The organism is Herbaspirillum frisingense GSF30 (assembly GCF_000300975.2).
In the GTDB taxonomy this organism is placed as follows: domain Bacteria; phylum Pseudomonadota; class Gammaproteobacteria; order Burkholderiales; family Burkholderiaceae_D; genus Herbaspirillum; species Herbaspirillum frisingense.
This window is the reverse complement of sequence record NZ_AEEC02000008.1, coordinates 1-25810: the sequence shown is the minus strand read 5'-3', so window position 1 is coordinate 25810 and position 25810 is coordinate 1. Positions and strand designations below refer to the sequence as shown.

The 25810-nt window shown below is 63.3% G+C and carries 23 protein-coding genes; 17 read left to right on the top strand and 6 right to left on the bottom strand.

Annotated elements, in window-relative coordinates:
- Positions 1–12 precede the first annotated feature (12 nt).
- From accD to HFRIS_RS07610, 6 genes are all read left to right on the top strand, one after another.
- On the top strand, positions 13–882 hold the full coding sequence (gene accD, locus HFRIS_RS07635) for an acetyl-CoA carboxylase, carboxyltransferase subunit beta (protein WP_006462714.1): 870 nt from the start codon (positions 13–15) through the stop codon (positions 880–882).
- A 283-nt stretch (positions 883–1165) separates the two neighbouring features.
- Positions 1166–2488 (top strand): bifunctional tetrahydrofolate synthase/dihydrofolate synthase, encoded by a 1323-nt coding sequence (gene folC / locus HFRIS_RS07630; protein ID WP_039874898.1) that lies wholly within the window; start codon positions 1166–1168, stop codon positions 2486–2488.
- 105 nt (positions 2489–2593) lie between these two features.
- A complete protein-coding gene (locus tag HFRIS_RS07625; protein ID WP_006462712.1) occupies positions 2594–3568 on the top strand; it encodes an SPOR domain-containing protein in 975 nt (324 codons plus the stop codon).
- A gap of 34 nt (positions 3569–3602) precedes the next feature.
- Positions 3603–4103 (top strand): CvpA family protein, encoded by a 501-nt coding sequence (locus tag HFRIS_RS07620; RefSeq protein ID WP_006462711.1) that lies wholly within the window; start codon positions 3603–3605, stop codon positions 4101–4103.
- Between the two features lie 95 nt (positions 4104–4198).
- Positions 4199–5719 (top strand): amidophosphoribosyltransferase, encoded by a 1521-nt coding sequence (purF, locus tag HFRIS_RS07615; RefSeq protein ID WP_006462710.1) that lies wholly within the window; start codon positions 4199–4201, stop codon positions 5717–5719.
- A 176-nt stretch (positions 5720–5895) separates the two neighbouring features.
- A complete protein-coding gene (locus HFRIS_RS07610) occupies positions 5896–7137 on the top strand; it encodes a cystathionine gamma-synthase family protein (protein ID WP_006462709.1) in 1242 nt (413 codons plus the stop codon).
- Positions 7138–7309: 172 nt separating this feature from the next.
- Here HFRIS_RS07610 and HFRIS_RS07605 read toward each other — a convergent pair whose 3' ends face one another.
- Positions 7310–7906 (bottom strand): LOG family protein, encoded by a 597-nt coding sequence (locus HFRIS_RS07605; protein WP_006462708.1) that lies wholly within the window; start codon positions 7904–7906, stop codon positions 7310–7312.
- A gap of 225 nt (positions 7907–8131) precedes the next feature.
- On the opposite strand from HFRIS_RS07605, the gene HFRIS_RS07600 reads away from it, so the two are divergent.
- From HFRIS_RS07600 to HFRIS_RS07555, 10 genes are all read left to right on the top strand, one after another.
- Entirely contained in the window at positions 8132–9148 is a 1017-nt protein-coding gene (locus HFRIS_RS07600; RefSeq protein ID WP_006462707.1) for a patatin-like phospholipase family protein, read from the top strand.
- 106 nt (positions 9149–9254) lie between these two features.
- Complete coding sequence (locus HFRIS_RS07595) at positions 9255–10157, top strand: alpha/beta fold hydrolase (protein WP_006462706.1); 903 nt, start codon at positions 9255–9257, stop codon at positions 10155–10157.
- Between the two features lie 103 nt (positions 10158–10260).
- The gene (locus tag HFRIS_RS07590; RefSeq protein ID WP_006462705.1) at positions 10261–11103 is read left to right on the top strand and encodes a 3',5'-nucleoside bisphosphate phosphatase; all 843 of its coding nucleotides are present in this window, start codon (positions 10261–10263) and stop codon (positions 11101–11103) included.
- 119 nt (positions 11104–11222) lie between these two features.
- A complete protein-coding gene (htpX, locus tag HFRIS_RS07585) occupies positions 11223–12098 on the top strand; it encodes a protease HtpX (protein WP_006462704.1) in 876 nt (291 codons plus the stop codon).
- Positions 12099–12196: 98 nt separating this feature from the next.
- Complete coding sequence (locus HFRIS_RS07580) at positions 12197–12832, top strand: L-threonylcarbamoyladenylate synthase (RefSeq protein WP_006462703.1); 636 nt, start codon at positions 12197–12199, stop codon at positions 12830–12832.
- A gap of 80 nt (positions 12833–12912) precedes the next feature.
- The gene (locus HFRIS_RS07575) at positions 12913–13575 is read left to right on the top strand and encodes a site-2 protease family protein (protein WP_006462702.1); all 663 of its coding nucleotides are present in this window, start codon (positions 12913–12915) and stop codon (positions 13573–13575) included.
- 60 nt (positions 13576–13635) lie between these two features.
- A complete protein-coding gene (locus HFRIS_RS07570; RefSeq protein ID WP_006462701.1) occupies positions 13636–14835 on the top strand; it encodes a tryptophan--tRNA ligase in 1200 nt (399 codons plus the stop codon).
- 155 nt (positions 14836–14990) lie between these two features.
- Positions 14991–15869: a 4-hydroxy-tetrahydrodipicolinate synthase gene (dapA, locus tag HFRIS_RS07565; protein WP_006462700.1), complete on the top strand. Its 879-nt coding sequence runs from the start codon at positions 14991–14993 to the stop codon at positions 15867–15869.
- 61 nt (positions 15870–15930) lie between these two features.
- Positions 15931–17112 carry an outer membrane protein assembly factor BamC gene (gene bamC / locus HFRIS_RS07560; protein ID WP_039874893.1) on the top strand — a complete coding sequence of 394 codons (1182 nt, stop codon included), beginning with the start codon at positions 15931–15933 and terminating at the stop codon, positions 17110–17112.
- A gap of 18 nt (positions 17113–17130) precedes the next feature.
- Positions 17131–17916 (top strand): MBL fold metallo-hydrolase, encoded by a 786-nt coding sequence (locus tag HFRIS_RS07555; protein ID WP_006462698.1) that lies wholly within the window; start codon positions 17131–17133, stop codon positions 17914–17916.
- Between the two features lie 383 nt (positions 17917–18299).
- On the opposite strand, the gene HFRIS_RS25805 is transcribed toward HFRIS_RS07555, so the two are convergent.
- Both HFRIS_RS25805 and HFRIS_RS07545 read right to left on the bottom strand, forming a co-directional pair.
- Positions 18300–18566, bottom strand: coding sequence for a hypothetical protein (locus HFRIS_RS25805; RefSeq protein ID WP_039874891.1), 267 nt, complete (start codon positions 18564–18566; stop codon positions 18300–18302).
- 329 nt (positions 18567–18895) lie between these two features.
- Entirely contained in the window at positions 18896–20017 is a 1122-nt protein-coding gene (locus HFRIS_RS07545) for a ribosomal protein uL16 3-hydroxylase (protein WP_006462696.1), read from the bottom strand.
- 223 nt (positions 20018–20240) lie between these two features.
- On the opposite strand from HFRIS_RS07545, the gene HFRIS_RS07540 reads away from it, so the two are divergent.
- The gene (locus HFRIS_RS07540; RefSeq protein WP_006462695.1) at positions 20241–20780 is read left to right on the top strand and encodes an FKBP-type peptidyl-prolyl cis-trans isomerase; all 540 of its coding nucleotides are present in this window, start codon (positions 20241–20243) and stop codon (positions 20778–20780) included.
- A gap of 134 nt (positions 20781–20914) precedes the next feature.
- On the opposite strand, the gene HFRIS_RS07535 is transcribed toward HFRIS_RS07540, so the two are convergent.
- From HFRIS_RS07535 to HFRIS_RS07525, 3 genes are all read right to left on the bottom strand, one after another.
- Positions 20915–21856, bottom strand: a complete 942-nt coding sequence (locus HFRIS_RS07535; protein ID WP_006462694.1) for a hypothetical protein — start codon at positions 21854–21856, stop codon at positions 20915–20917.
- 43 nt (positions 21857–21899) lie between these two features.
- The gene (gene mutS, locus HFRIS_RS07530; protein ID WP_006462692.1) at positions 21900–24587 is read right to left on the bottom strand and encodes a DNA mismatch repair protein MutS; all 2688 of its coding nucleotides are present in this window, start codon (positions 24585–24587) and stop codon (positions 21900–21902) included.
- Between the two features lie 250 nt (positions 24588–24837).
- A partial coding sequence (locus tag HFRIS_RS07525; RefSeq protein ID WP_006462691.1) for a zinc-dependent alcohol dehydrogenase family protein occupies positions 24838–25810 on the bottom strand: 973 nt, incomplete at its 5' end.

The window sequence follows — 25810 nt, the reverse complement described above, 5'->3', positions numbered from 1 at the left end:
TATGAGGTATCTATGAGCTGGCTCGAGAAGTTACTGCCACCCCAGATTCAACGCGGCTCCACCAGCCGCAAGGCCATCCCGGAAGGTTTGTGGGTCAAATGCCCCTCCTGCGAGGCCGTGCTGTACCGTACCGACCTGGAGTCCAATCTCCACGTCTGCCCCAAATGCAGCCACCACATGCGCATCCGCGCCCGCGCTCGTCTCGATGCCCTGCTCGACGAAGGCGGCCGCTATGAGATCGGCCAGGAAGCCCTGCCGGTCGACACCCTGAAGTTCAAGGACAGCAAGAAGTATCCGGATCGTCTCAAGGACGCCATGGAATCCACCGGCGAAACCGATGCCATGGTGGTCATGGGCGGCGCCATCATGACCCTGCCGGTTGTCGTGGCTTGCTTCGAATTCGAATTCATGGGCGGTTCCATGGGCTCGGTGGTGGGTGAGCGCTTCGCCCGCGGCGCCCAGGCGGCGCTGGAACAGAAGGTCCCCTTCATCTGCATCACCGCCACCGGCGGCGCCCGCATGCAGGAAGGCCTGCTGTCGCTGATGCAGATGGCCAAGACCACCTCCATGCTGACCAAGCTGTCGGAAAAGAAGCTGCCCTTCATCAGCGTGCTGACCGACCCGACCATGGGCGGCGTGTCGGCATCCTTCGCCTTCATGGGCGACGTGGTGATGGCCGAACCCCGCGCCCTGATCGGCTTTGCCGGCCCGCGCGTGATCGAGAACACGGTGCGTGAGAAACTGCCGGAAGGCTTCCAGCGTGCCGAATTCCTGGTCACCAAGGGCGCCATCGACATGATCGTCGACCGCCGCAAGATGCGCGAGGAAATCGCCCGTCTGCTGGCCCTGCTGCAAAACCAGGCTGCCGAAACGGTTTCCTGATAAGCGGATATACTTCAGGCCCGGATTTGCAGAAGTGCAAATCCGGGCCTTGTTTTTTCATGCATGTTTCGAATGTCTGACTACCGTTCGGCCTGAGTAGGCCCGGTCAGGGCCGTATCGAAGGCGCTCCCGCGCTTGCCGAAGGACTAGGACGGAGCGCCTTCGATACGCGGCGATGCCGCTACTCAGGACGAACGGACACTTGTGTCATCCTCATTCGGAACAGCTGTCCAGTAATCCGTATTTCGTTTTTGTGCTGTAGCTTCACCGACCGAGACGCGCCATGACTTCCCAAGCTTCCCCGAGCCCTGCTACCCCCGCCACCTTGAGCGAATGGCTGGCCCTGCTGGAACAACGCCACTTCAAGCAGATCGACATGGGCCTGGAGCGGGTCATGCAGGTCAAGCAGAAGCTGGACATCCGGTTCGACTGCCCGGTCATCATGGTGGCCGGTACCAACGGCAAGGGCTCCACCTGCGCCATGCTGGAATCGATCCTGCTGCGCGCCGGCTATCGCGTGGGCCTGTACATGAAGCCGCATTTCCTGCACTTCAACGAACGCGCCCGCATCAGCGGCGACATGGCCAGCGATGCGCAACTGATCGCGGCCTTCGAGGCGGTGGAGGCGCAGCGCGGTGACATCTCCCTGACCTATTTCGAATTCACCACCCTGGCCATCATGAAGCTGCTGGCCGATGCCGGGCAGGACGTGGTGATCCTGGAGGTCGGCCTGGGTGGCCGCCTGGATGCGGTCAACGTGATCGATGCCGATGTGTCCATCGTCACCAGCATCGACATCGACCATACCGAATACCTGGGCGAGACCCGCGAAGAAATCGGCTTCGAGAAAGCCGGCATCTTCCGTCCCGGCAAGGTCGCCGTCTGCGGCGACCCGCTGCCGCCCAAGTCCCTGATCGCGCATGCCGAGAAGATCGGCGCCGACCTGTGGCTGATGGGGCGCGACTTCAACTACCAGGGCGACAAGCAGCAGTGGGCCTACGGTGGACGCGGCATGCGTCGCAATTCGCTGGCCTATCCGAGCCTGCGCGGCGCCAACCAGCTGTTGAACGCCTCGGCCGCCCTGGCCGCGCTGGAAGCCTTGCGTGAAGTCTTGCCGGTAGGTGCGCAGGAAGTGCGCACCGGGCTGGCCACGGTGGAGCTGCCGGGCCGCTTCCAGGTCCTGCCGGGCCAGCCGCTGGTGATCCTGGACGTGGCGCACAACCCCCATGCGGCCGCCACACTGGCGCAGAACCTGGACAACATGGGCTTTCACCCCTACACCTATGCGGTGTTCGGCTCCATGCTGGACAAGGACATCGAAGGCGTCATCGGTCATCTGAAGGACAAGATCGACCACTGGTGCGTGACCGACCTGCCGCTGCCGCGCGCGGCCACTGCGCAACAGCTCAAGGACGCCCTGCTGGGTGCCGGCGTGGCGCCGGAATTCAGGCGGGACGCGGCGCGCAGCATCGAAACCTTCACTTCGCCGGCCGACGCGTATGCAAATGCATTAAGCAGAGCAGGGGAGAATGATAGAATTGTGGTTTTCGGGTCCTTCCTCACCGTGGCCGGCGTCATGCAGGCGCGCCGCCCCGGTCTGCACTGAACCCGTAGCCGATTTCCGGAGCCGGCCGCCACGCCCGGCGGCGCCCCGACCTGATGGGTCGGGCAGGTTTTCCAAGATTTTCAGATCAATTCAAGACGACTCCGCATGGGCTTGTTCTCGTTTTTCCGCAAAAACAAGCAGGACTCTGCTTCCGACCAAGGTACTTTCCGTTCGCGTTCCGACGAGCAATCTTCCGTCATTCGCAGCCGCGGCAGCCGTAGCGCCGCCAATACCTCCGGCCGTGCCGCAGGGGGACGGGCCAAGGCCGGCAAGGACGCCGCCGCCGATCCCTTGTTGCCGGAAAAGAAACGTGCGCGCCGCCGCCTGATCGGTGCCGTCGCGCTGGCGCTGGCGGTGGTGATCGTGTTGCCGATGATCCTCGATTCCGAGCCCAAGCCGCTCAACGACGATATCGCCATCCAGATCCCATCCAAGGACCAGGCGGCCTCGGCCGGAACCTCGGCCCCGGTGCCAGCCTCTGCGGGCGATGCCAAGCAGGCCTCGCTGGACCAGAAGGAAGAGATCGTCGAGCCGGCCAGCATCGCGCCCGAACCCGCCACTGCCCCGGCCGCACAGCCGGCCAGCCCGCCGGTGGCGGCCGTGGCCCCCAAGGTGATCGACAAGCCTGCGGCCAAGGTCGAGGAAAAGAAGCCGATCGCAGTCGAGCACAAGGAAGAGCCGAAGAAGGAAGCCGCCAAGCCCAAGGCCCCGGCCCCGGCCTCCACCCCGCCGGCAGCAGCGCCCTCCGCCCATGACGATTCGGCGCGTGCGCTGGCGATCCTGGAAGGCAAGTCCGGTGCAGCGGGCGGTGCAGCTGCTGCGCCGGCAGAGAAGAAGCCGGCCGCCACCGGGGGCAAGTTCGTCATCCAGGTCGCCGCGCTGGCGACCCAGGACAAGGTCAATGAATTGCGCAACAAGCTCAACGCAGCAGGTATTCACTCCTACACGCAAAAGATCGCGACCCAGGCCGGCGAACGCACGCGCATCCGCGTCGGTCCCTTCGGCAGCCGCGATGAAGCCGAACGCATGGGAAGCCGAATCAAGAAGCTGGGCTTGAATGCTACTATTGTTCCTGCTTGAAATTGGCTGCAGATAGCCGCATATTGTTGTCATCGTGACGATATTTGACTACCTGGTGCTGCTGATCCTGGCGTGTTCCGTGATCATCGGCACCCTGCGCGGACTGGTGCGCGAGGTGTTGTCGCTGGCCGGCTGGATCGTGGCGCTGGTGGTGGCCAACATGTATGGCGAGGCGCTTTCGACGATGCTGCCGGATGTGGTGCCGGGCGAATTGACGCGACTCATCGTCGCCTTCGTGGCCTTGTTCATCGGGACGCGCCTGTTGATGGCGCTGGTGGCCAAGACATTGAGTGAGCTGGTCAAGGCGACCGGCCTGACCATGCTGGACAGGACATTGGGCAGTATTTTCGGCGTGGCGCGTGGCGTCCTGCTGGTGGTGGCGGTGGCATTGCTGTGCGGCACGACCTCGATTCCGCAACAGCCGTTCTGGAAAGAGGCCAGGTTCAGCCCCTGGGTTGAACAGGGTGCGCAGGCCGTGCTGCCCTACCTGCCGGGAAAACTGGCCGAGCATGTGAATTTTTCACCCCCTGTCTGATGCCGCTGCCGCGGGCAGATCCCGTGGCAGGGCGCATCGGTCGTCGCTTGCAGTCGTGGTTCATTTTCGTTTTCGTTCTTCGTTAGGAGTCCACCATGTGTGGCATCGTCGGTATCGTCTCTCATAGCCCCGTCAACCAGATGCTGTATGACGCGCTGCTGCTGCTGCAGCACCGCGGCCAGGATGCAGCGGGCATCGCAACCAACCACAGCAACGGTTTCTCGATGCACAAGGCCAATGGCCTGGTGCGCGACGTGTTCCGTACCCGCAACATGCGCTCGCTGCCCGGCAACACCGGCATCGGCCAGGTGCGTTACCCGACCGCTGGCAGCTCTTCCTCGGAAGAAGAGGCGCAACCGTTCTACGTCAATGCCCCCTTCGGCATCATCCTGGCGCACAACGGCAACCTGACCAATGCGGAACAGTTGAAGATCGAGATGTTCAAGAACGATCGCCGCCACATCAACACCGATTCCGATACCGAAGTGCTCCTGAACGTGCTGGCCCACGAAATCCAGCAGGCCACCACCGGCTACTCGCTGGACCCGGCCGCACTCTTCAAGGCCGTGGCCATGGTGCACAAGCGCGTGCGCGGCTCCTACGCCGTGGTGGCGCAGATCGCCGGTTACGGTCTCCTGGGCTTCCGCGATCCGTACGGCATCCGTCCGATGTGCCTGGGCTTCAACGAAAGCGACAAGGGCATCGAATACATGATGGCCAGCGAATCGGTGGCCCTGGAAGGCATGGGCTTCCGCTTCCTGCGCGACGTCAACCCGGGTGAAGCGATCTTCATCGACAACGACGGCAAGCTGTACAACCAGCAATGCGCCGAGAACCCGTCGCTGAACCCCTGTGCCTTCGAATACGTCTACCTGGCCCGTCCGGACTCCATCATCGACGGCGCCTCGGTCTACGGCGCCCGCCTGAAGATGGGCGAGTTCCTGGCCGAGAAGATCCGCAAGCAGTTCAAGCACGGCGAGATCGACGTGGTCATGCCGATCCCCGATTCCTCGCGTCCGGCCGCCATGGAACTGGCGCTGAAGCTGGGTATCGAGTACCGCGAAGGCTTCATCAAGAACCGCTACATCGGCCGTACCTTCATCATGCCGGGCCAGGCCCTGCGCAAGAAGTCGGTGCGCCAGAAGCTCAATGCCATCGGCAGCGAATTCAAGGGCAAGAACGTGCTGCTGGTGGATGACTCCATCGTGCGTGGCACCACCAGCCGCGAAATCGTGCAGATGGCGCGCGAGTCCGGCGCCAAGAACGTGATCTTCGCTTCGGCCGCGCCGCCGGTGAAGTTCCCCAACGTCTACGGTATCGACATGCCGACCCGCGACGAGCTGATCGCCTTCGGCCGCAGCGAAGAGGAAGTGTGCCGCGAGATCACCGCCGATGCCCTGGTCTACCAGGACGTGGAAGCCATGAAGCGCGCCATTGCCGACTCCAACCCGGCCCTGCGCAACTTCGAGGCATCCTGCTTCGACGGTCACTACATCACCGGCGACATCACCCAGGAATACCTGGACCGCATCGAATATGCCCGCAAGAATCCCAAGCCGGCACTGGAAGATGCAGTACGTTCGCAGCTGAACCTGAACCTGGCCCGCGTGGATTGATCCGCGCCTGACCAGAGGCTGGAACAGCACGCCGGTGGCCGCTTCTGCGGCGCCGGCGTTTTTCTTTCATGCGCAGCCGGTGGGAAACTGGCTTATCATTTTGCCTTTGGCCCGTGCTTGCCGCTGCCGGGGCCATCCTGCCCACCCCTGCCCACCCTGTATTTCCGACTCCCGCGATGAACGATAAAAAGACCTACGGCTTTACCACCACCATCCTCCACAGCGACCGCCAGAAGGGCATCGAGCATGGCTCGCTGCACAAGCCCATCCACACTTCCGTGACCTTCGGCTATGAAGACGCGCGCCAGCTGGCCGAAGTCTTCCAGGGCAAGCAGCCGGGCTATCGCTACGGTCGCCAGGGCAACCCGACAGTGTCGGCGCTGGAAGAGAAGATCACCAAGATGGAAGACGGCAAGTCCACCATCTGCTTCGCCACCGGCATGGCCGCCATCGGCGCCATCGTTCAGGGTCTGCTGCGCGAGGGCGACCATGTGGTGTCCTCGGCTTTCCTGTTCGGCAATACCAATAGCCTGTGGATGACAGTCGGCGCGCAGGGCGCCAAGGTGTCCATGGTGGACGCCACCGATGTGAAGAATGTGGAAGCGGCCATCACGCCCCAGACCCGCCTGGTGTTCGTCGAGACCATCGCCAATCCGCGCACCCAGGTGGCGGACCTGAAGCGCATCGGCGAGCTGTGCCGTGAGCGCGGCATCCTCTACGTGGTGGACAACACCATGACCTCGCCCTACCTGTTCCGTCCCAAGACGGTGGGCGCCGGGCTGGTGGTCAATTCGCTGACCAAGTCCATCGGTGGTCACGGCAATGCGCTGGGTGGCGCGCTGACCGATACCGGCGAATACGACTGGACCCGCTATCCGCACATCGCCGACAACTACAAGAAGAACCCGGCGCCGCAATGGGGCATGGCGCAGATCCGCGCCAAGGCGCTGCGCGACTTCGGCGCCACGCTGGGGCCGGAAGCGGCGCATCACATCGCCGTCGGTGCCGAGACCATGGCCCTGCGCCAGGAGCGCGAATGCAAGAACGCCCTGGCCGTGGCGCAGATGCTGGAAGCCGATGAGCGCGTCGCAGCCGTCTATTACCCGGGGCTGGAGTCCCATCCGCAGCATGCCTTGTCCAAGGCATTGTTCCGCTCCTTCGGCAGCCTGATGTCCTTCGAACTGAAGGACGGCATCGACTGCTTCGACTATCTCAACCGCATGCATCTGGCGGTGGCCGCCAGCAACCTGGGCGACACCCGCACCCTGGTGATCCCGGTGGCCCACACCATCTTCTACGAGATGGGTGCCGAGCGCCGTGCCAGCATGGGCATTGCCGAGTCGCTCATCCGCGTCTCGGTGGGCCTGGAAGATACCGAGGATCTGGTGGCCGACTTCCGTCAGGCACTGGAGGCCTGAGAGCCTAAAAGCCTGCTTAGGTCCCGATTTGGGCCAAAAGTGAAGAAATGAGAACGCCCGTCGCCTCGCAAGAGGGACGGGCGTTTTGCTTGCCGCAGGAATGTGAAGAAACGGAAATGAATCCTGCAAAACCTGCAGCCGCTCCAGGGCCGCAGGCGCGACCGGGTTTGGATCAAGGCACCAGATTGGCCACCGCTTCGCGATCGGCCCATTTGGTCTTGTAGGTCGGTTTGAAGCTCTGGAAGCGCTCGATCAGCGTGGCCGGATCGGCTTCATGCATCATCAGCCCGGACTGGTCGGAACTGACGAAACGCTGCGACACCAGATGGTCGACGAAGGCGATCAGGTTGTTGTAGAAGCCTTCCACGTTGTACAGGCAGATCGGCTTGTAGTGGAAGCCCAGCTGCGCCCAGGTCAGCACCTCGAACAGTTCTTCCAGCGTCCCCATGCCACCGGGCATGGCAACGAAACCGTCGGAAAGCTCGGCCATCATGGCCTTGCGTTCGTGCATGTCCTTGACGATGTGCAGACGGGTCAGGCCGTGGTGGCCCAGTTCCTTGTCCAGCAAGGCCTTGGGGATGACGCCGGTGGCTTCGCCCCCGAGTTTCATGACTTCGCTGGCGATGATGCCCATCAGGCCGACATTGCCGCCGCCATAGACCAGGGCGATGTTGTTCTTCACCATTTCCTGCGCCAGCTTGCGCGCCGCCTCGGCGTAGGCGGGCGATGCACCGGGGGAAGAGCCGCAATATACGCAAATCGATTTCATGTGTCCTCTGCAGTGTCCGTCGTGACGTCTTTACTTCGTTACAATGGCCGAGCTGTTTCCTGTGGGTGCCGGCATGTTGCTTTTTGTTGCCAATTTGTTTCCATCTGGCAGCCACTTTTCGGCAGCGCGGTATTCGTGTTATACCATGATAGTGCAGTGCAGCATAAGCTTATGTGGTGACCCGGGCATGACAGCCCGCAGGATGTGACCGAGGAAAAGGACATCATGTCGAACAAGATCGTCAGTCTGGCTCTGCAGGGTGGTGGCTCCCATGGCGCCTTTACCTGGGGCGTGCTGGACCGCCTGCTGGAAGACGGGCGGCTGGACATGGAAGGCATCAGTGGTGCCTCCGCCGGGGCCATGAATGCGGCGGTGCTGGCCCAGGGCTATGTACAGGACGGTCGCGATGGTGCGCGGGCCGCGCTGGAGCGCTTCTGGACCGCGTTGTCCACCGGTGCGCCGCTGGACTACCTCAATGCCGAGGGCGCGCCGGTGGTGGCCAATCCCACGCCCATGCCGGGCATGCAGGCCTTGCTGGCGATGACCCGCTTCTTCTCGCCCACGCAACTCAATCCGCTGGACATCAACCCGCTGCGCGACATCCTGCTGGAGCAGGTGGACTTCGAGCGTCTGCGCCGGCAGCGCGAGTTGAAGCTCTTTATCGCCGCGACCCAGGTCAGCACCGGCATCCTGAAGATCTTCCGCAATGCCGACCTGTCGGTGGAGGTGCTGCTGGCCTCGGCCTGCCTGCCCTCGCTGCACCGGCCCATCGAGATCGATGGCGAGGCCTACTGGGATGGGGGTCTCACCGCCAATCCCCCGATCTTCCCCTTGCTGCATGCCTGCGCCGCGCGCGATGTGATGGTGGTGCTGCTGCACCCCAGCCGCCGCGCGGGGACGCCCACCAGCAGTCACGACATCGGCCAGCGTCTTTCGGAAATCAGCTTCAGCTCGGCCTTCTTCACCGAACTGAGCGGACTGGCCCTGGCCAAGCGCGAAGCCGAGAATTCCACCCTGGCCTTCGGTGCGCTGGAGCGGCGCCTGCGCCAGCTCAATATCCACATGATCGATGCCAACGAGCTGATGGAACAATTGACCAATCTCTCCAAGCTCAATACCCAGGCCAGTTTCATCGGCAGCCTGTTCCAGCAGGGGCGGGAGCGCGCCTCCGAGTGGCTGGAGCAGAACTTCGCCGAGATCGGCCACCGTTCCACCTTCGACCTGGGACGCTTCCTGCCCTGAGCCGCCGGATCAAGGGCCTTCGCGCACGATCGTTCACTTTTGTCTATACTTTGCTGCTTGATCTTTCGTAGTCCCGCCTTGCAGCACCGATAACAAAGAAAACGACATGCATCCGACCATCGCCAAGCACGCTTCACGTTCCGAATTCCTTACCGTACGCGGCCTGCGCTATCACATCCGTCACTGGGGCGACCCGCAGGCGCCCAAGATCTTCATGTTCCACGGCTGGATGGATATGTCGGCCTCGTTCCAGTTCATGGTCGACGCGCTGCAGCGCGAGTGGCACGTGATCGCGCCCGACTGGCGCGGCTTTGGCCTGAGCGAGCGCAGCCCGGCAGATGCCTACTGGTTCCCTGACTACCTGGCCGATCTGGAGGCCATCATCGACCACCATGCGCCCGGGGAAGCCATCAACCTGCTGGGCCACAGCATGGGCGGCAATGTGGTGACGCTCTATGCGGGGCTGCGCCCGGAGCGCATCGCCCGCCTGATCAATCTGGAAGGCCTGGGCCTGCCCACGGCCAAGCCCGAGCAGGCACCGGGCCGGTTCGTGCAATGGCTGGACGAGATCAAGAGCCCGCCGCTGCTGCGTGGCTATGCCACGCTGGAAGAGGTGGCCACGCGCCTGCAGAAGAACAATGCGCGCCTGTCCGACGAGCGTGCCGCGTTCCTGGCGCAACACTGGGCGCAGCAGGATGGCAGCGGACTGTGGCAGATCCTGGGTGATCCGGCGCACAAGCAGGTCAGCCCCATCCTGTATCGGGTGGACGAGATGATGGCCTGCTGGCGCCGCATCACCGCGCCGGTGCTGTGGATCGAAGCGACCGACAGCGACATCGGCCGCTTCTTCGGTCCGGCCTCGCTCAAGCGCGAGGAAATCGATCGTCGCATCGCCTGCATCCCGCGCACCCGGGTCGAGATGATCGACCAGGCCGGCCACATGCTGCACCACGACCAGCCCGAGCGGCTGGCGCAGCTCATCGAGACCTTCCTGGCACGGCCGGCCTGAGCGGGGCAGGGACGAAGGGCGTAGAATGGAGGTATTCCAATCACCCCGCATTCCCTGATCGGCGGCAGCCACAAGCGACCGGCCCGAGTCATCGCGCATTCCTATGTCTGAGCTCAAGTTCGACCTGCATTGCCACTCCAACGTCTCCGACGGCATGTTGCCGCCGGAGGAGGTGGCCGCGCGTGCCAAGGCCAACGGCGTGGGCGTGTGGGCGCTGACCGATCACGACGAAGTCGGTGGCGTGGCGCGTGCCCGCGCGGCGGCGCAGGCGCTGGGCCTGCAACATGTGGGCGGGGTGGAAATCTCGGTCACCTGGGCCGGGCAGACGGTGCACATCGTCGGCCTGCGCATCGACGAGACCAACCGCGCGCTGGTCGAGGGGCTGGCCGCCACCCGCAACGGCCGCGAGCGCCGCGCCCGCGAGATCGCCCAGGCGCTGGACCAGTACGGCATCTGCGGCGCCTATGAAGGCGCGCTCAAGCATGTGGGCAACCCGGACCTGATCTCGCGCACCCACTTCGCCCGCTATCTGGTCGAGTGCGGCCAGTGTGGCGATACCAAGGAAGTCTTCGCCAACTACCTCACCGAAGGCAAGCCGGGCTACGTGCCGCACCGCTGGGCCACGCTGGAAGAGGCGGTGCGCTGGATACGCGGGGCCGGCGGGGTGGCAGTGATCGCCCATCCGGGCCGCTACAAGTACAGCCAGACCCAGTTCGGCGCGCTGTTCGATGAATTCAAGCAGTTCGGCGGCGCCGCCATCGAGGTCAATACCGGCAGCCATACCCCCGAGCAGTATCAGGAATACGCCCAGGTGGCGCGCAGCTATGGCTTCCTGGCGTCGATGGGCTCGGACTTCCATGGCCCCGGCGAGTCGCGTGTGGACCTGGGCGGTCTGCCGGCCTTGCCGACGGGCGTCAAGCCGGTGTGGCACGACTGGGGACTGTAAGTCGGAGCTGCAAGCCGGGGCTGCAGGCCGGCGAAAACTGCTCCCATGGCCGAGCTTGCCCTTGATTTCCGGGGCCGGACTCCTATCTAATAACCACTTTCCCGATAGGAGTTTTCCCCATGAAACGCATCTTGTTGTTTATTGCGACCAATATCGCCGTGCTGGTCGTGATGAGCGTCATCTTGTCGCTGTTGGGCGTGGACCGCTTCCTGACCCGGTCCGGCCTGAACCTGCCGATGCTGCTGGTGTTCTCGCTGGTGGTCGGCTTCACGGGCTCCATCATTTCCTTGCTGATGAGCAAGAGCATGGCCAAGTGGTCCACCGGCGCCAGGGTGATCGAGACGCCCATGAACGGCACCGAGGCCTGGCTGCTGCAGACCGTCGGCAAGCTGGCCCAGCGCGCCGGCATCGGCATGCCGGAAGTGGCGGTCTATGACGGCGAGCCCAATGCCTTCGCCACCGGCGCGTTCAAGGACTCGGCCCTGGTGGCGGTCTCCACCGGGCTGCTGCAGGGCATGACGCAGGACGAGGTGGAAGCCGTGCTGGGCCACGAGGTGGCGCACATCGCCAATGGCGACATGGTCACCATGACGCTGATCCAGGGCGTGGTGAATACCTTCGTGGTGTTCCTGTCGCGGGTGGTGGGTTACTTCGTCGATTCGGCCCTGCGCCGCAACAACGACGAATCCGGTCCCGGCATCGGCTATACCGTGACGGTGCTGGTCTGCCAGATCGTCTTCGGCATCGGTGCTTCGATGATCGTGGCCTGGTTTTCGCGCCACCGCGAGTTTCGTGCCGACGCCGGTGCGGCCCGACTGCTGGGTACGCCGCAGCCGATGATCAATGCGCTGGCGCGGCTGGGCGGTTTCTCGCCCGAAGGCCTGCCGCAGAACATGGCGGCCCTGGGCATCAGTGACAAGCCCGGCTTCATGGAACTGTTCTCGACGCACCCGCCGCTGGAACAGCGTATCGCCGCCCTGCGCGGCCAGCGTTAAGCCCGGCGGGCAGCGACAACGGCGGTGGCGACACCGCCGTTGTGCTTTTTACGAATTGAAAGCGATTTGGTATTGGAAATGGAAACGGAAACCGCATCATGAGCCAGTTTTTCGAGATTCACCCTGAGAACCCGCAACTGCGCCTGATCAAGCAGGCTGCGCAGATCATCCACAAGGGCGGCCTGGTGGCCCTGCCGACCGACTCCTGTTATGCACTGGTCTGCCAGCTCGACAACAAGGATGCGGTGGAGCGTGTGCGTCGCATCCGCGGCGTGGACGACAAGCACCACCTGACCCTGCTGTGCCGCGACCTCTCCGAGATCGCCCAGTACGCCAAGGTCGACAATCGCCAGTACCGCCTGCTCAAGGCGGCCACCCCGGGGGCCTATACCTTCATCCTGGAAGCCACCAAGGAAGTGCCGCGCCGCCTGTCGCATCCCTCGCGCAAGACCATCGGCCTGCGCGTGCCGGAAAACCGCATCGCCCACATGCTGCTGGAAGAACTGGGCCAGCCGCTGCTGGGCACCACCCTGATCCTGCCGGACGAAGACCTGCCGCTGACCAGCGCCGACGATATCCGCAGCCATCTGGAAAAGCAGATCGACCTGGTCATCGACAGCGGCGCCTGCAGCCTGGAGCCGACTACCGTCATCGACCTCACCGACGATGAACAGCCGGTGCTGGTGCGCCAGGGCAGGGGAGATGCCGGCATCTTCGGTCTGCAAGCCGCCTGAGCCAGCGATTTCTTGCTTCAAGAGCCCGCCGGGCTTGAATTCCCAAGCGCCATGTTGCCCCTCTGATAAAATCCCCGCCCATGAACGATCTCATCCAGACTGTCGCGGTCTACGCGCTGCCCGTGCTCTTCGCCATCACCCTGCACGAGGCGGCGCATGCCTATGCCGCCAAGTTCTTCGGCGACAATACCGCCTATTCCATGGGGCGCATGAGCCTGAACCCGCTCAAGCACATCGATCCCTTCGGCACCATCCTCATCCCCATCCTGCTGTACTTCGCCACCAGCGGTGCCTTCCTGTTCGGTTATGCCAAGCCGGTGCCGATCAACTTCGGCCACTTGCGCAAGCCCAAGCGCGACATGGCCTGGGTCTCGCTGGCCGGTCCGGCTGCCAATTTCCTCATGGCACTGCTGTGGATGATTGCCATCTACGCTCTGGCGCTGGGGGGCGTGCAAGAGGAATTCTTTACCCTCATGGCCAAGGCCGGTGTATTGACCAACCTGGTGATGTTCGCCTTCAACCTGTTCCCGATCCCGCCGCTGGATGGCGGTCGCATCCTCACCAGCCTGTTGCCCAACAAGTACGCCTATAAATTCGCCCAGATCGAGCCCTATGGCTTCTTCATCGTCATGGCGCTGGTGCTGCTCAAGGTGATCTATACCTGGTGGATGGCACCGGTGATGTACGGTGCCGGTCTGGTGCTGCAGCTCATTACCTATCCGATCACCTTGCTGTTCCACTGACTGAAGCGGCCAACGTGATGATCCGCATGATTTTCCCTCCTTACCACCTAGCCTACTGCCATGTATCCTGATCGCGTCGTCTCCGGCATGCGCCCCACCGGCGCGCTGCACCTGGGCCACTATCATGGCGCCCTGAAGAACTGGGTCAAGTTGCAATCCGAATTGCCCTGCCTGTTCTTCGTGGCCGACTGGCATGCACTGACCACCCATTACGACGATCCCTCGGTGATCGAGACCAGCACCTGGGAGATGGTCATCGACTGGCTGGCGGCCGGTGTCGATCCGGCCCAGGCGACGTTGTTCATCCAGTCGCGCGTGCCGGAACATGCGGAGCTGCACCTGCTGCTGTCCATGGCCACCCCGCTGGGCTGGCTGGAGCGCGTGCCCACCTACAAGGACCAGCAGGAGAAGCTGGCCGACCGCGACCTGGCGACCTATGGTTTCCTCGGCTATCCGCTGCTGCAGGCGGCCGACGTGCTGATCTACCGCGCCAGCCAGGTGCCGGTGGGCGAAGACCAGGTGCCGCACATCGAGATCATGCGCGAGATCGCGCGCCGCTTTAACCATCTGTACGGCAAGGAAAAGGGATTCGAGGAAAAGGCCCTGGCCGCGACCCGCAAACTGGGCAGCAAGCGCGCCAGGCTGTATCTGGAGCTGCGTACGCAATTCCAGGAAAAGGGCGACGACGAGGCGCTGGAGCAGGCCAAGGCCATGCTGGACGATGCCCAGAACCTGTCGATGATCGATCGTGAACGTCTGTTCGGCTATCTCGAAGGCAGCCGCAAACTGATCCTGACCGAGCCGCAGGCCATGCTGACCGAGGCCTCGCGCCTGCCGGGCCTGGATGGCGCCAAGATGTCCAAGAGCTATGGCAATGCCATCGCCCTGCGCGAAGACAAGGAATCGGTCACCAAGAAGGTCAAGACCATGCCGACCGACCCGCAGCGGGTGCGCCGCAGCGACCCGGGCGATCCGGAGAAATGCCCGGTATGGCAATTCCACCAGGTCTATTCCCCGGCGGAAGTGAAGGATTGGGTGGCCAAGGGTTGCCGGTCGGCCGGCATTGGTTGCCTGGAATGCAAGCAACCGGTGATCGATGCCATCCTGCAGGAGCAGCAACCGATGCTGGAGCGCGCGCAGCCTTATCTGGACGATCCCTCGCTGGTGCGCGCCATCGTTGCCGATGGCTGCGAAAAGGCCCGCAAGCTGGCCCAGGACACCATGCGTGACGTACGCGAGGCGATGGGGCTGGGCTATTGAGCTCCGGCAAGTCCGACCGGTGAGGGCGAAAACCTGCGCTCTTCCCGTATTTTTACGCCGGCCTTCATCTGAAGCACCGGCAAAATTGACCTGTTGAGGCGTCTATCCGCTACAATCAGGCCTTTATTTTGACCATTACCTAAAGCACGCACACCATGATCAAGGGTAGCATTGTTGCAATCGTCACTCCCATGCATCCGGACGGCAGCCTCGATTACGATGGCCTGCGCAAGCTGATCGACTGGCATATCGCCGAGGGAACTGACAGCATCGTCATCGTCGGTACCACCGGCGAATCGCCCACCGTCTCGATGGAAGAGCACTGCGAACTGATCAAGGTCGCGGTCGAGCACACGGCCAAGCGCATCCCCATCATCGCCGGTACCGGTGGCAATTCCACCGCCGAAGCGATCGAACTGACCGCCTTCGCCAAGAAGGTCGGTGCCGATGCCTCGCTGCAGGTGGTGCCGTACTACAACCGTCCGACCCAGGAAGGCATGTACCTGCACTTCAAGACCATCGCCGAAGCGGTGGATCTGCCGGTGATCCTGTACAACGTGCCCGGCCGTACGGTCGCCGACATGAGCAACGAGACCATCCTGCGCCTGGCGCAGGTCAAGGGCATCGTCGGCGTGAAGGATGCCACCGGCAACATCGCCCGCGGCACCGACCTGATCCGCCTGGCGCCCAAGAGCTTCGCGGTCTATTCGGGTGACGACGCCACCGCCATCGCGCTGATGCTGTACGGCGGCGCCGGCAACATCTCGGTCACCGCCAACGTCGCCCCGCGCGACATGCACGAACTGTGCGTGGCCGCCATGAGCGGCAACATCGCCCGTGCCGTGGAACTGAACAACAAGCTGCTGCCCCTGCACAACAAGCTCTTCGTCGAACCCAACCCGGTGCCGCTGAAGTGGGCCATGCAGGAAATGGGCCTCATTCCTTCCGGCATGCGTCTGCCGCTGGCGCCGCTGGGAGCGGCTTACCACGACACCGTGCGCGCGGCCCTGCGCGAGTCCGGTGTATTAAAATAATCGGCTTGGCCGCTTTGGCGCAGGTCTCCTGAAATCCGATTCCGCTTTCAATAGTAACGATATGACTAATAGCAAGAACGTTCGTCCGGTATCCCGCTCCGCGTACACAATTACCCAACGCAGTATCGTCATCGCACTGGCGCTGGCCGGACTGGCAGGATGTTCCTCCATCGGCAACATGCTCGAAGGGGACCGTATCGATTACAAGAGCGCGGAAAAGGCACGTGGCCCGCGTCTGGAAGTGCCGCCCGACCTGACCCAGCTGCAGCGCGACAACCGTTATTCCATCCCCGAGGCCAACAAGGGCGTGGCGACCGCATCCGGCTACCAGCTGGAGCAGCAGAACAAGCCGACCACCGAAGTCACCTCCGTGGCACCGACTGCCAAGGGCGACGAAATCCGCATCGAACGCGACGGTTCGCAGCGCTGGCTGGTGGTCAAGCAGAGCCCGGAACAACTGTGGTCGCAGATCAAGGACTTCTGGCAGGACAACGGTTTCCTGATCAACGTCGAATCGCCCGATACCGGCGTCATGGAAACCGACTGGGCCGAGAACCGCGCCAAGATTCCCCAGGACTTCATCCGCAACACGCTGGGCAAGGTGTTCGATTCCCTGTATTCCACCGGCGAGCGTGACAAGTTCCGCACCCGTCTGGAACGTGGCCCGAACGGCACCACCGAGATCTTCATCAGCCATCGTGGCGCCGAGGAAGTGCTGACCGGTTCGGCCAAGGAAACCTCGGTGTGGACCGCGCGTCCCTCCGATCCGGGCCTGGAAGCCGAATTCCTGTCGCGCCTGATGGTGCGCCTGGGTGCTGAAGAGACCAAGGCCAAGGCCGCCGTGGCCAATGCTCCGTCGCTGCAGGCACGTTCGCGTCTGCAGAAGGGTGTGGCGGGCACCAGCGTGCAAGTCGATGAAGGCTTCGACCGCGCATGGCGCCGCGTCGGCCTGGCGCTGGATCGCGTCGGCTTCACCGTGGAAGACCGCGATCGCAGCCAGGGCATCTATTTTGTCCGTTACGTCGACCAGAACCAGGACGCCAAGGACAAGAAGGATGACGGTTTCTTCTCGCGCATCTTCAGCTCCAAGGACAAGGACAAGAAGGCCGCCAAGTACCGCATCGTGGTCAAGGGCGCCGGTTCCGACAGCAGCAATATCACCGTCCAGAACGGCGAGGGTGGTCCGGATACCTCGGGTATTTCCGACAAGATCCTGGGCCTGCTCAACGAGCAACTGAAGTAATCAGGACCCGGGGCTCAGATGAAGTTCGCGAGCCTCGGTAGCGGCAGCGAAGGCAATGCGCTGCTGATCTCGGCCGCAGCCGGCGACCAGCGTCCCTCCTCGGGGACCACGGTCATGCTGGACTGCGGCTTTACTTTGCGCGAAGCCGAAAAGCGCATTCTGCGCCTGGGGCTGGACCCCTCCGACGTCGCCGCCATCGTCGTCACGCACGAGCACTCGGATCACGTCAGTGGCGTGTTCAAGTTCGCGCGACGCTATCGCATTCCGGTCTGGCTCAGTTATGGCACCTGGCAGGCGGTGGCCGAGCAGGCTGCCGATGTCGATGTGCGTTTCTGTGCCGATGGTCAGAAGATCGCCATCGGCGATCTTGAATTGTCCCCCTACACCGTTCCGCATGATGCCCGGGAGCCCATCCAGTATGTGGCCGGCGACGGTGACCGGCGCCTGGGCGTGTTGACCGATGCCGGTCAGCCGACCGCCCACCTGGTGCAGGCGCTGGGCGCTTGCGATTCGCTGCTGCTGGAATGCAATCACGACCGCGAGATGCTGGATCGCTCGCCCTATCCCGCCTTCCTCAAGCGCCGCATCGGCGGCGACTACGGCCACCTGGCCAATGACGCCAGCGCCGACATCCTGCGCCTGCTCGACAAGAGCCGGCTCAAACGCGTCATCGGCGCGCATCTCAGTCAGCAGAACAACACGCCGGAACTGGCGCGCGCGGCGATCGAAAGCGTCCTCGGGCCGACCTTCGGTGGCATCGGCATCGCCTGCCAGGCAGAAGGCTTCGCCTGGCTGGACGTCTGATCAAACGCGAGCCGGTCAGCGTTCTGTCAGATCTTCCTGCGGCGCGGCAGAAACAATTTGTTTCTCTTTCCTGCGGCCTGCTGCTCATTTGCTGCGCATTCATTCATTGTTGGTCGCATTGACGCGCATGTCCATCGGGCGACAGCAAGAGATTGCCAAAGCCTGCTGGATACGCTGTCAGTGCTTTGTCAGTCCGATGGGGCAATCAGCGTGCTGCAATGGCTTGTAGCGCGTTCTGATGCGTTCTGGAGGGATTGGCGAGGGGGGGCAGGAGGACAGATGTCCGCCGCCTGAATTGGCCTGGACGTGTCGAAGAGTGCGGGGAAAATCTGGACGAAAAAAAACCGGTCTTGCGACCGGTTTTTCTGACAATAATCCGAAGATTACTTGGCAGGAGCGGCTTCAGCCGGCTTTGCGTCAGCGGCCGGAGCAGCGTCAGCAGGCTTGGCAGCGTCAGCAGCCGGAGCAGCGGCGTCAGCAGCCGGGGCAGCAGCAGGAGCGGCATCAGCCGGCTTTGCGTCAGCAGCAGGAGCTGCAGCGGCAGGAGCTTCAGCAGCGGGAGCAGCAGCAGGTGCAGGAGCTTCTTCCTTCTTGCCGCAAGCAGCCAGGGCAACAGCCAACAACGAAGCGATCAACAGAGTCTTTTTCATGAATATTCCTTCAATATTTAAAAATTGTGCGATGAATAATTACCGGTAATTATCGCTCTACTGGGAGGCTTTCGCCGCAGGCTAAGACCTTGCGGTCGGGCTTCGGTTCTTGCTTCTTTTTACTGCCGAAACATCTCCGGACAACGAAAACTTCTCAGCCCATCATTATAGCTATTTTTTTCCGAAATCACACCGGCGCCTATCTTTTTCGTAAGAATTTGTAAGTTCTTACATCTAAAACCATGCGCCCGGAAGGCCTTTGCTGGAGCCGGTTCCAGAGATTTCCTAAAGTGATTTCGAGGTCGCTTCCACTTAAAGTTGAAGCATTCTCAAACAAATTCGATCCAGCCACTTTCATACCACTGGTGGAGGGCTTCCAGCAGGTCTTCCGAGGCCAGCGCGAAATCGGTTTTTTCGAGTGCGCGGGAGTCCGCCAGACGGGCAAGAATGGTCTTGTCCTGACGTCCGACCTGGAAGGATTCGCCGTTGATGAACACGTGCGAGCCGCGATACAGCATGCGGGTCTTGCGATGCAATACCAGACCACGTTTCTTGGCCCCCTGGAAAAAGCGAGCAAATGAAATTTCCTCGCCGCGTGGCTCGAAGAAAACGCTGGGTTTGGGCTCCGACAGATGCTCACCCAGGAAGATGGTGATGTCGTCGTCGGTGAAGCGGATCTTGTTGAGTTCGTCGCGGATGCGCGTGATCATGTCCGCCTGCAATTCGGCCGGGCGGGCGCTGGTCTTGAGATCCGGATCGGCATAGCGGCCAGGCAGGTCGATGGTATCCATCATGAATTCCAGGAAGGACTCGCCCAGTTCCTGGTAGGCCGGTGCGCGGAAGCCCACCGAATAGGTCATGCATTCACCCACGGCCACGCCGTCATGGGCGTAATGCGGCGGCAGATAGAGCATGTCGCCGGGTTCCAGGATGAATTCTTCTTCCGGCTGGAAGTGGCTCAGAATCTTCAGTGGCACGCCTTCTTCCAGCGTCAGGTCATTCTGGGCGCTGATGCGCCAGCGGCGCTGGCCATGGGCCTGCAGCAGGAATACGTCGTAGGAATCGAAGTGCGGACCGACACCGCCGCCGTCGGTGGCGTAGCTGATCATCAGGTCATCCAGGCGCGCATCGGGTACGAAGCGGAACTGGCGCAGCAAGGCATCGGCCGCGGGGTGATGCAGGTTCACGCCCTGTACCAGCAGGGTCCAGGCCTTTTGCTTCAAGGGCGGGAGCTTGTTGAACGGGCCGTGCTGCATGTCCCAGCCATCTTCGCGATGGGTGATCAGGCGCGACTCGACGTCCTCGTGCCGGGCCAGGTCGAACAGTTCCTGGCGCGGCAGGGGCGGGGAAAAACCGGGAATGGCATTGCGGATCAGCAGTGGCTTCTTGTGCCAGTAGTCACGCAGGAATTGGGCGGGCGTGATGCCGCCGAGCAGATCGAGTTTTTTCATGCCCGCCATTATAGGCGTCGGGGCGCGGCCGTACGGCATCGGCGGTGGTGAAGTTTGATGCAGGTATAATTCCCGGGTCGAGAAACCGTTTGAAAGAGTCCTTGCCTCGCGGGAATGGCAAGGGGATGGTTCTTAGGCCCCAACCCGGGTGGCAGGTGTCCCGCGCGACCAGACCGCAATACCTGCCGCTCCCGCACCACTATCGATACAAAGGACCCTTACGATGAAGATCGCAAAGAATACCGTCGTTTCCGTCAACTACAAGCTGTCGGATGCCCAGAACAACCTGATCGAGCAGAGCAGCGAGCCGATGGTCTACCTGCACGGCGGTTACCAGAACACCCTGCCCAAGATCGAAGAAGCACTGGACGGCAAGGAAACCGGTTACAGCACCACCATCCAGGTCGAACCGGAAGATGCCTTCGGCGAATACGACTCCGAGCTGGTCAAGATCGAACCCGTCGAGCGTCTGCCGCAGCCGCTGGAAGTGGGCATGCAGTTCGAAGGTTCGCCCGACGACGACAGCGAAGAATCGGTCATCTTCACCGTCACCGAAGTGGCCGACGGCAAGGCCGTGCTGGATGGCAACCACCCGCTGGCCGGCATCGCCCTGCGCTTCGAGCTGAACGTGACCGAAGTGCGTGCCGCCTCCGAAGAAGAAGTCGCCCACGGCCACGTGCATGGCGCCCATGGTCATCATCACCACCATGATGAAGATGACGGCGAAGCCGGCGATCATTTCCGTAGCCAGCCGCTGAACTGATTGCTGAACGGATGGCTGCAGGGTGATCCAGGCAGCCGACGCTGAGGCAGCAGATCAAGCAAGAAGACAAAACGCCCGCAGAATTATTCTGCGGGCGTTTGTTTTTTCTGAATCAAAAGGAAGGGGAGGCCCTTCTAGCGCCGTTCTCCATCGGCATCGGCGACGGCGAACAACTGGGGCAGGTGATCGTCCACCACAACCTTGAGCCAACGCTCCCCCACGCCCACATTGCCGAGGTTGCCCGTCCACAGGATGTGCGCCGGGGCCTTGGCCTTGGGCGCCTGCGCATGCACCACCAGCACGCGACCGGGGAACTTGCCGGCCAGTTCGGAGAACAGGCGCCGCGTCTCCGCAAAGCCGTCGCGCTGGGCGCGGAAGAAGGAGCGTCGCGGTGGCGGGCCAAAGGGATTGCCGTCGCTGAAGAAGACGATGGCCGCGCTCTTCTTCAATGCCGCAAAGGCGAACAGGTGCTGCAGCCAGTTGCGGTTGGCGATCAGCCTGTCCTCGAACTCGTTGTTGCGGCCGCCGTCGAGCAGGAAATGATTGTTGCCGGCCGGCAGATTGACGGTGGCGAAGAGCACGTTGCCGACTTCCCAGCGGGTGTTTTCGGCATAGCTGCGGAACTTGGGCGTGAGCGACTGGCGCAACATCGGCAGGCGGGTGGCCCCCAGCGAGAATTCGCCGGCATAGAAGATGTCGCGCATGCGCGCCAGTCGTTCGATGGCATCCGAGCGGTTTTCGCGGTCGCGGCAGGTGATCCAGTCGCTGCCGGCCAGCGACAGGAAGATACCGTTCTGCGCCTGCGACAGCATCTCGTGACGCTGGCTGTAGAGATTGTCGTCGCAGCTTTCCGAGGGCGACTTGATGCCGTTGACCACCACAAAGGCCAGGTTGTCGGCATCGGTCTCGGCAATCTCGCGCCGCAGTTTTTCCTCGCCGGCACTGCCAGCCAGGGCGTGGTTGATGACGCCGAACGAGAAATCCTGCGGCGCCGCCCAGCCGCGACCGGCCACCAGGGCGGTGGCCACGGTCAGCAGGGTGTACAGCAGGATGCGTGGGACCGGGCGGCTCGTCATGCAGTCTCTCTGCGGTGGTAGGGGGCTGACCGGAGGCAGCCTCTTATTGAGCCCGGCTCAGGGCCTTGAGCTGATACAGCGCCTCCAGCGCCTGGCGCGGCGTGAGGGCATCGGGGTCGATGCCGTCCAGCGATTGCAGCAGGGCCTGGGCCAGCGGATCAGGTTCGACCACCTCAAGGGCGTTGCGTTCAGCCAGGGCATCCTGTTGCTTCACGTCCGACTCCGATTCAATGAAGGCCGGCGCACTGAACAGGTCAAACTGCGGCGTCGGTTGCATGGACTGGCTTTCCAGCGCCGACAGGTGCTTGCGGGCCGCGCGGATCACCGGCGCCGGCACGCCGGCCAGCTGCGCCACCTGCAGGCCGTAGCTCTGCGAGGCCGGGCCGCTTTGTACCGCGTGCAGGAAGACGATGCTGTCCTTGTGCTCCACCGCCGAGAGGTGGACGTTGGCCGCCGTGGGATGGATGTCCGGCAACTGCGTCAGTTCGAAATAGTGGGTGGCGAAGAGCGTAAAGCTGCGCGTCACGTCGATGAGGTGCTTGGCGATGGCCCAGGCCAGCGCCAAGCCGTCGAAGGTGGAGGTGCCGCGCCCGACCTCGTCCATCAGCACCAGCGAATGCTCGGTGGCGTTGTTGAGGATGGAGGCCGATTCGGTCATCTCCACCATGAAGGTCGAGCGTCCGCCGGCCAGGTCGTCGGCTGCACCGATACGGGTGAAGATGCGGTCGATGGGGCCGATCACGGCACCGCTGGCCGGCACGAAGCTGCCCACGTAGGCCAGCAGCGTGATCAACGCCACCTGGCGCATGAAGGTCGACTTACCGCCCATGTTTGGGCCGGTGATCAGCAGCAGCTTGCGTTCGGCCGCCAGTTGGCAGTCGTTGGCGATGAAGCGCTCGATCTGGTTTTCCACCACCGGGTGGCGGCCCTGCTCGATCTGGATGCAGGGTTCGTCCACCAGCTGCGGCGCGCACCAGTTGTTGCGCACGGCATGGTCGGCCAGGGCGACCAGGGTGTCGAGCTGGGCCAGCGCGTGGGCGATGGACTGCAGGCGCAGGATGTGCTCGCCCATGTCGTTGAGAAGCTGTTCATAGAGGAACTTCTCGCGCGACAGCGAACGTTCCTGCGCCGACAGCGCCTTGTCCTCGAAGGCCTTGAGCTCGGGGATGATGTAGCGCTCGGCGTTCTTCAGCGTCTGACGGCGGCGGTAGTCTTCCGGCACCTTGTCGGTCTGGCCGTGCGTGACTTCGATGTAGAAGCCATGCACCTTGTTGTATTCCACCCGCAGGTTGGCGATGCCGGTGCGCTCGCGCTCGCGGGCCTCCAGTTCCAGCAGGTACTGGCCGGCGTTTTCGGACAGGCCGCGCAGTTCATCGAGCTCGGCATCGAAGCCGCGTGCGATCACGCCGCCATCGCGCACCATGGCAGCCGGTTCCAGCATGATGGCGCGTTCCAGCAGGTCCAGGCATTCCACCGGCGTGGCCAGGTCTTCATGCAACTGGCCCAGGAGTGGCGCATCGGCGTCACGTCCGCACATTTCCACATAGGCGCGCAGCGAGCCCAGTTGTTGCAGGCCGGCGCGCAGGCCGGCCAGGTCGCGCGGACGGGCCGACAGCAGGGCGATGCGGGTGGTGATGCGTTCGATGTCGGGTACGGCCGCCAAGGTGGCCGACAGGCCCGAGCAGGCATCGGTGCGCATCAGGGCATTGATGGCCGCATGGCGCGCCCGCGCCACCCGCTGGTCGCGCAGCGCGTGATGCAGCCAGTGGCGCAGCAGGCGCGAGCCCATGGCGGTGCGGCAGTGATCCAGCGTCGAGAACAGGGTGGGCGCCAGCGCATTGGCATCCTGCGCGCGGATGGTTTCGGTCAGTTCGAGGTTGCGGCGGGTGGCGGCGTCCAGGCCGATGAATTCGTTCTCGGACTCGACCGTCAGCGTGCGCACGTGCTGCAGGCCGCGCCCCTGGGTGGATTGCGCATAGCGCAGCAGCGCGCCGGCCGCGCAGATCGCCGGCCCCAGGCCATCGGCGCCAAAGCCGTGCAGGGTGGCCACGTTCAACTGTTCCAGCAGGGCCTTTTCTCCGCTGGGCTGGTCGAAATGCCAATCCGGCACCGTCACGGCGCGGTTGGGCAGCAGCGGCTCGCACAGTTCCAGCTGGCCATCGGCCACTAGCACCTCGGCCGCCGAGATGCGTTCCAGTTCCTGCTTCACGCGGCCGTCCAGCAGGGTGGTCTCGACCGTGAATTCCATCATCTTCAGCGCGCCACTGGCCATGGACAGCCAGGCCAGGCCCACCTGCATCTGCTTGCGTGACTTGGAGGGCAGCAATTGCATGGCCAGCAGGCAGCGTTCGGCCTTTTCGGGCAGCAGGTCAGAGTCGGTCAGGGTGCCGGGCGTGACCACCCGTACCACCTTGCGCTCCACCGGCCCCTTGCTGGTGGCAGGGTCGCCGATCTGCTCGCAGATCGCCACCGACTCGCCCAGCTTGATCAGCCGCGCCAGGTATTGCTCCACCGAGTGGAAGGGCACACCGGCCATCTTGATCGGATTGCCGTTGGAGGAGCCGCGCTGGGTCAGGGTCACGCCCATCAGGCGCGAGGCCTTCTCGGCGTCGTCGAAGAACAGTTCGTAGAAATCGCCCATGCGGTAGAACACCAGCGTGTTGGGGTGATCTGCCTTGATGCGCAGGTACTGCTGCATCATCGGCGTGTGGGCGGCGAGGTCTTTGGTCATTGGTCACTCATGGCGATGCGAGGATCGCGTCTTGCAAGTTCGGGAAGGCGCTTGCCGTGCGGGCAGGTCCGGATCGGGCGGGATCGACGGGCCGGGGCTGACGGCAGGGAGTCCATCAGGCGGCCTGGCAGGCAGGTCGCCAGAAATCAAAAATGCGGACCGTGGTCCGCATGCTTGAGCCGGGATTGTACGCGCTTGGCCGGGTGCAGCCAAGCATGCGGGCGGGCAGTGACCGGATTGGCCGGTGGGTTCAGTCGAAGGAAATGACGATCTTGCCCGCATGTTCGCCCCGTTGCATGCGGGCAAAGCCTTCGGCCGCCCGCGCCAGCGGGAAGCTGGAGTCGATCAGGGGCTCGATGCGGTGCATGGTCATCATCCGGATCATGGCCTCCAGTGCGGCACGCGAGCCCACCACCACGCCCTGCATGCGGATCATGGGGCCGATCAGCTGGCGGATGTTGAGCGGAGTTTCCATGCCGCCGACGAAGCCGATGACACCCACAAAGCCATTGAAGCGCACCGCCGTGAGCGATTCGCCCAGGCTGCTGCCGGTGGTCTCGACCACGATATCCACGCCGCGCCCCGCGGTGGCGGCGCGCACGGCCTGGCCCCAGGCTGGGGTCTGGCGGTAGTTGATGACGGTGTCCACGCCCATGTCGCGCATCAATTGCGCCTTCTCGTCCGTCGAGGTCAGGCCGATCACCCGTGCGCCGGCGGCGCGGGCGAACTGGGCCGCGAACAGGGCCACTCCGCCGGTGCCTTGCACCAGCACGGTCTGGCCGGCCTGCAGGCCGCCTTGCTGCAGACAGGACCAGGCGGTCAGGGCGGCGATGGGCAGGGTGCTGGCCTGGGCGTCGGAGAGGTAGTCCGGCGCGGCCACGGCGTCTTCGGCCGGCACCACCACGTAGTCCTGCAGCACGCCGGTCAGCGGTCCGCCCAGGCTGCCGCTGCTGCGTTGCTCGGGCGTGAGCGCACCATCGCGCCAGCCCTGGATATAGACCGGGATGACGCGATCACCAGGCTTGAAACGGGTGACATCCTCGCCCACGGCTTCGACCACCCCACAGGCATCCGAACAGGGGGTATAGGGCAATGGCAGGGAAGGCATGTAGCCGCCGCAGAGGATGGCGATGTCGCGATAGTTCAGGCTGGCGGCCTTGACCTTGACCAGGATCTCGCCGCGTCGGGCTGTCGGGGTGGGCAGATCGACCAGGCTCAGACGG

Coding starts and splice junctions, on each gene's coding strand:
- HFRIS_RS25805 (WP_039874891.1), bottom strand. CDS start 18,566: ATGAAAAAGACTCTGTTGATCGCTTCGTTGTTGGCTGTTGCCCTGGCT.
- HFRIS_RS07590 (WP_006462705.1), top strand. CDS start 10,261: ATGTCTGAGCTCAAGTTCGACCTGCATTGCCACTCCAACGTCTCCGAC.
- HFRIS_RS07610 (WP_006462709.1), top strand. CDS start 5,896: ATGAACGATAAAAAGACCTACGGCTTTACCACCACCATCCTCCACAGC.
- HFRIS_RS07555 (WP_006462698.1), top strand. CDS start 17,131: ATGAAGTTCGCGAGCCTCGGTAGCGGCAGCGAAGGCAATGCGCTGCTG.
- folC (WP_039874898.1), top strand. CDS start 1,166: ATGACTTCCCAAGCTTCCCCGAGCCCTGCTACCCCCGCCACCTTGAGC.
- mutS (WP_006462692.1), bottom strand. CDS start 24,587: ATGACCAAAGACCTCGCCGCCCACACGCCGATGATGCAGCAGTACCTG.
- accD (WP_006462714.1), top strand. CDS start 13: ATGAGCTGGCTCGAGAAGTTACTGCCACCCCAGATTCAACGCGGCTCC.
- HFRIS_RS07535 (WP_006462694.1), bottom strand. CDS start 21,856: ATGACGAGCCGCCCGGTCCCACGCATCCTGCTGTACACCCTGCTGACC.
- HFRIS_RS07600 (WP_006462707.1), top strand. CDS start 8,132: ATGTCGAACAAGATCGTCAGTCTGGCTCTGCAGGGTGGTGGCTCCCAT.
- htpX (WP_006462704.1), top strand. CDS start 11,223: ATGAAACGCATCTTGTTGTTTATTGCGACCAATATCGCCGTGCTGGTC.
- HFRIS_RS07545 (WP_006462696.1), bottom strand. CDS start 20,017: ATGAAAAAACTCGATCTGCTCGGCGGCATCACGCCCGCCCAATTCCTG.
- HFRIS_RS07625 (WP_006462712.1), top strand. CDS start 2,594: ATGGGCTTGTTCTCGTTTTTCCGCAAAAACAAGCAGGACTCTGCTTCC.
- HFRIS_RS07580 (WP_006462703.1), top strand. CDS start 12,197: ATGAGCCAGTTTTTCGAGATTCACCCTGAGAACCCGCAACTGCGCCTG.
- HFRIS_RS07595 (WP_006462706.1), top strand. CDS start 9,255: ATGCATCCGACCATCGCCAAGCACGCTTCACGTTCCGAATTCCTTACC.
- HFRIS_RS07570 (WP_006462701.1), top strand. CDS start 13,636: ATGTATCCTGATCGCGTCGTCTCCGGCATGCGCCCCACCGGCGCGCTG.
- HFRIS_RS07540 (WP_006462695.1), top strand. CDS start 20,241: ATGAAGATCGCAAAGAATACCGTCGTTTCCGTCAACTACAAGCTGTCG.
- bamC (WP_039874893.1), top strand. CDS start 15,931: ATGACTAATAGCAAGAACGTTCGTCCGGTATCCCGCTCCGCGTACACA.
- HFRIS_RS07575 (WP_006462702.1), top strand. CDS start 12,913: ATGAACGATCTCATCCAGACTGTCGCGGTCTACGCGCTGCCCGTGCTC.
- dapA (WP_006462700.1), top strand. CDS start 14,991: ATGATCAAGGGTAGCATTGTTGCAATCGTCACTCCCATGCATCCGGAC.
- HFRIS_RS07605 (WP_006462708.1), bottom strand. CDS start 7,906: ATGAAATCGATTTGCGTATATTGCGGCTCTTCCCCCGGTGCATCGCCC.
- purF (WP_006462710.1), top strand. CDS start 4,199: ATGTGTGGCATCGTCGGTATCGTCTCTCATAGCCCCGTCAACCAGATG.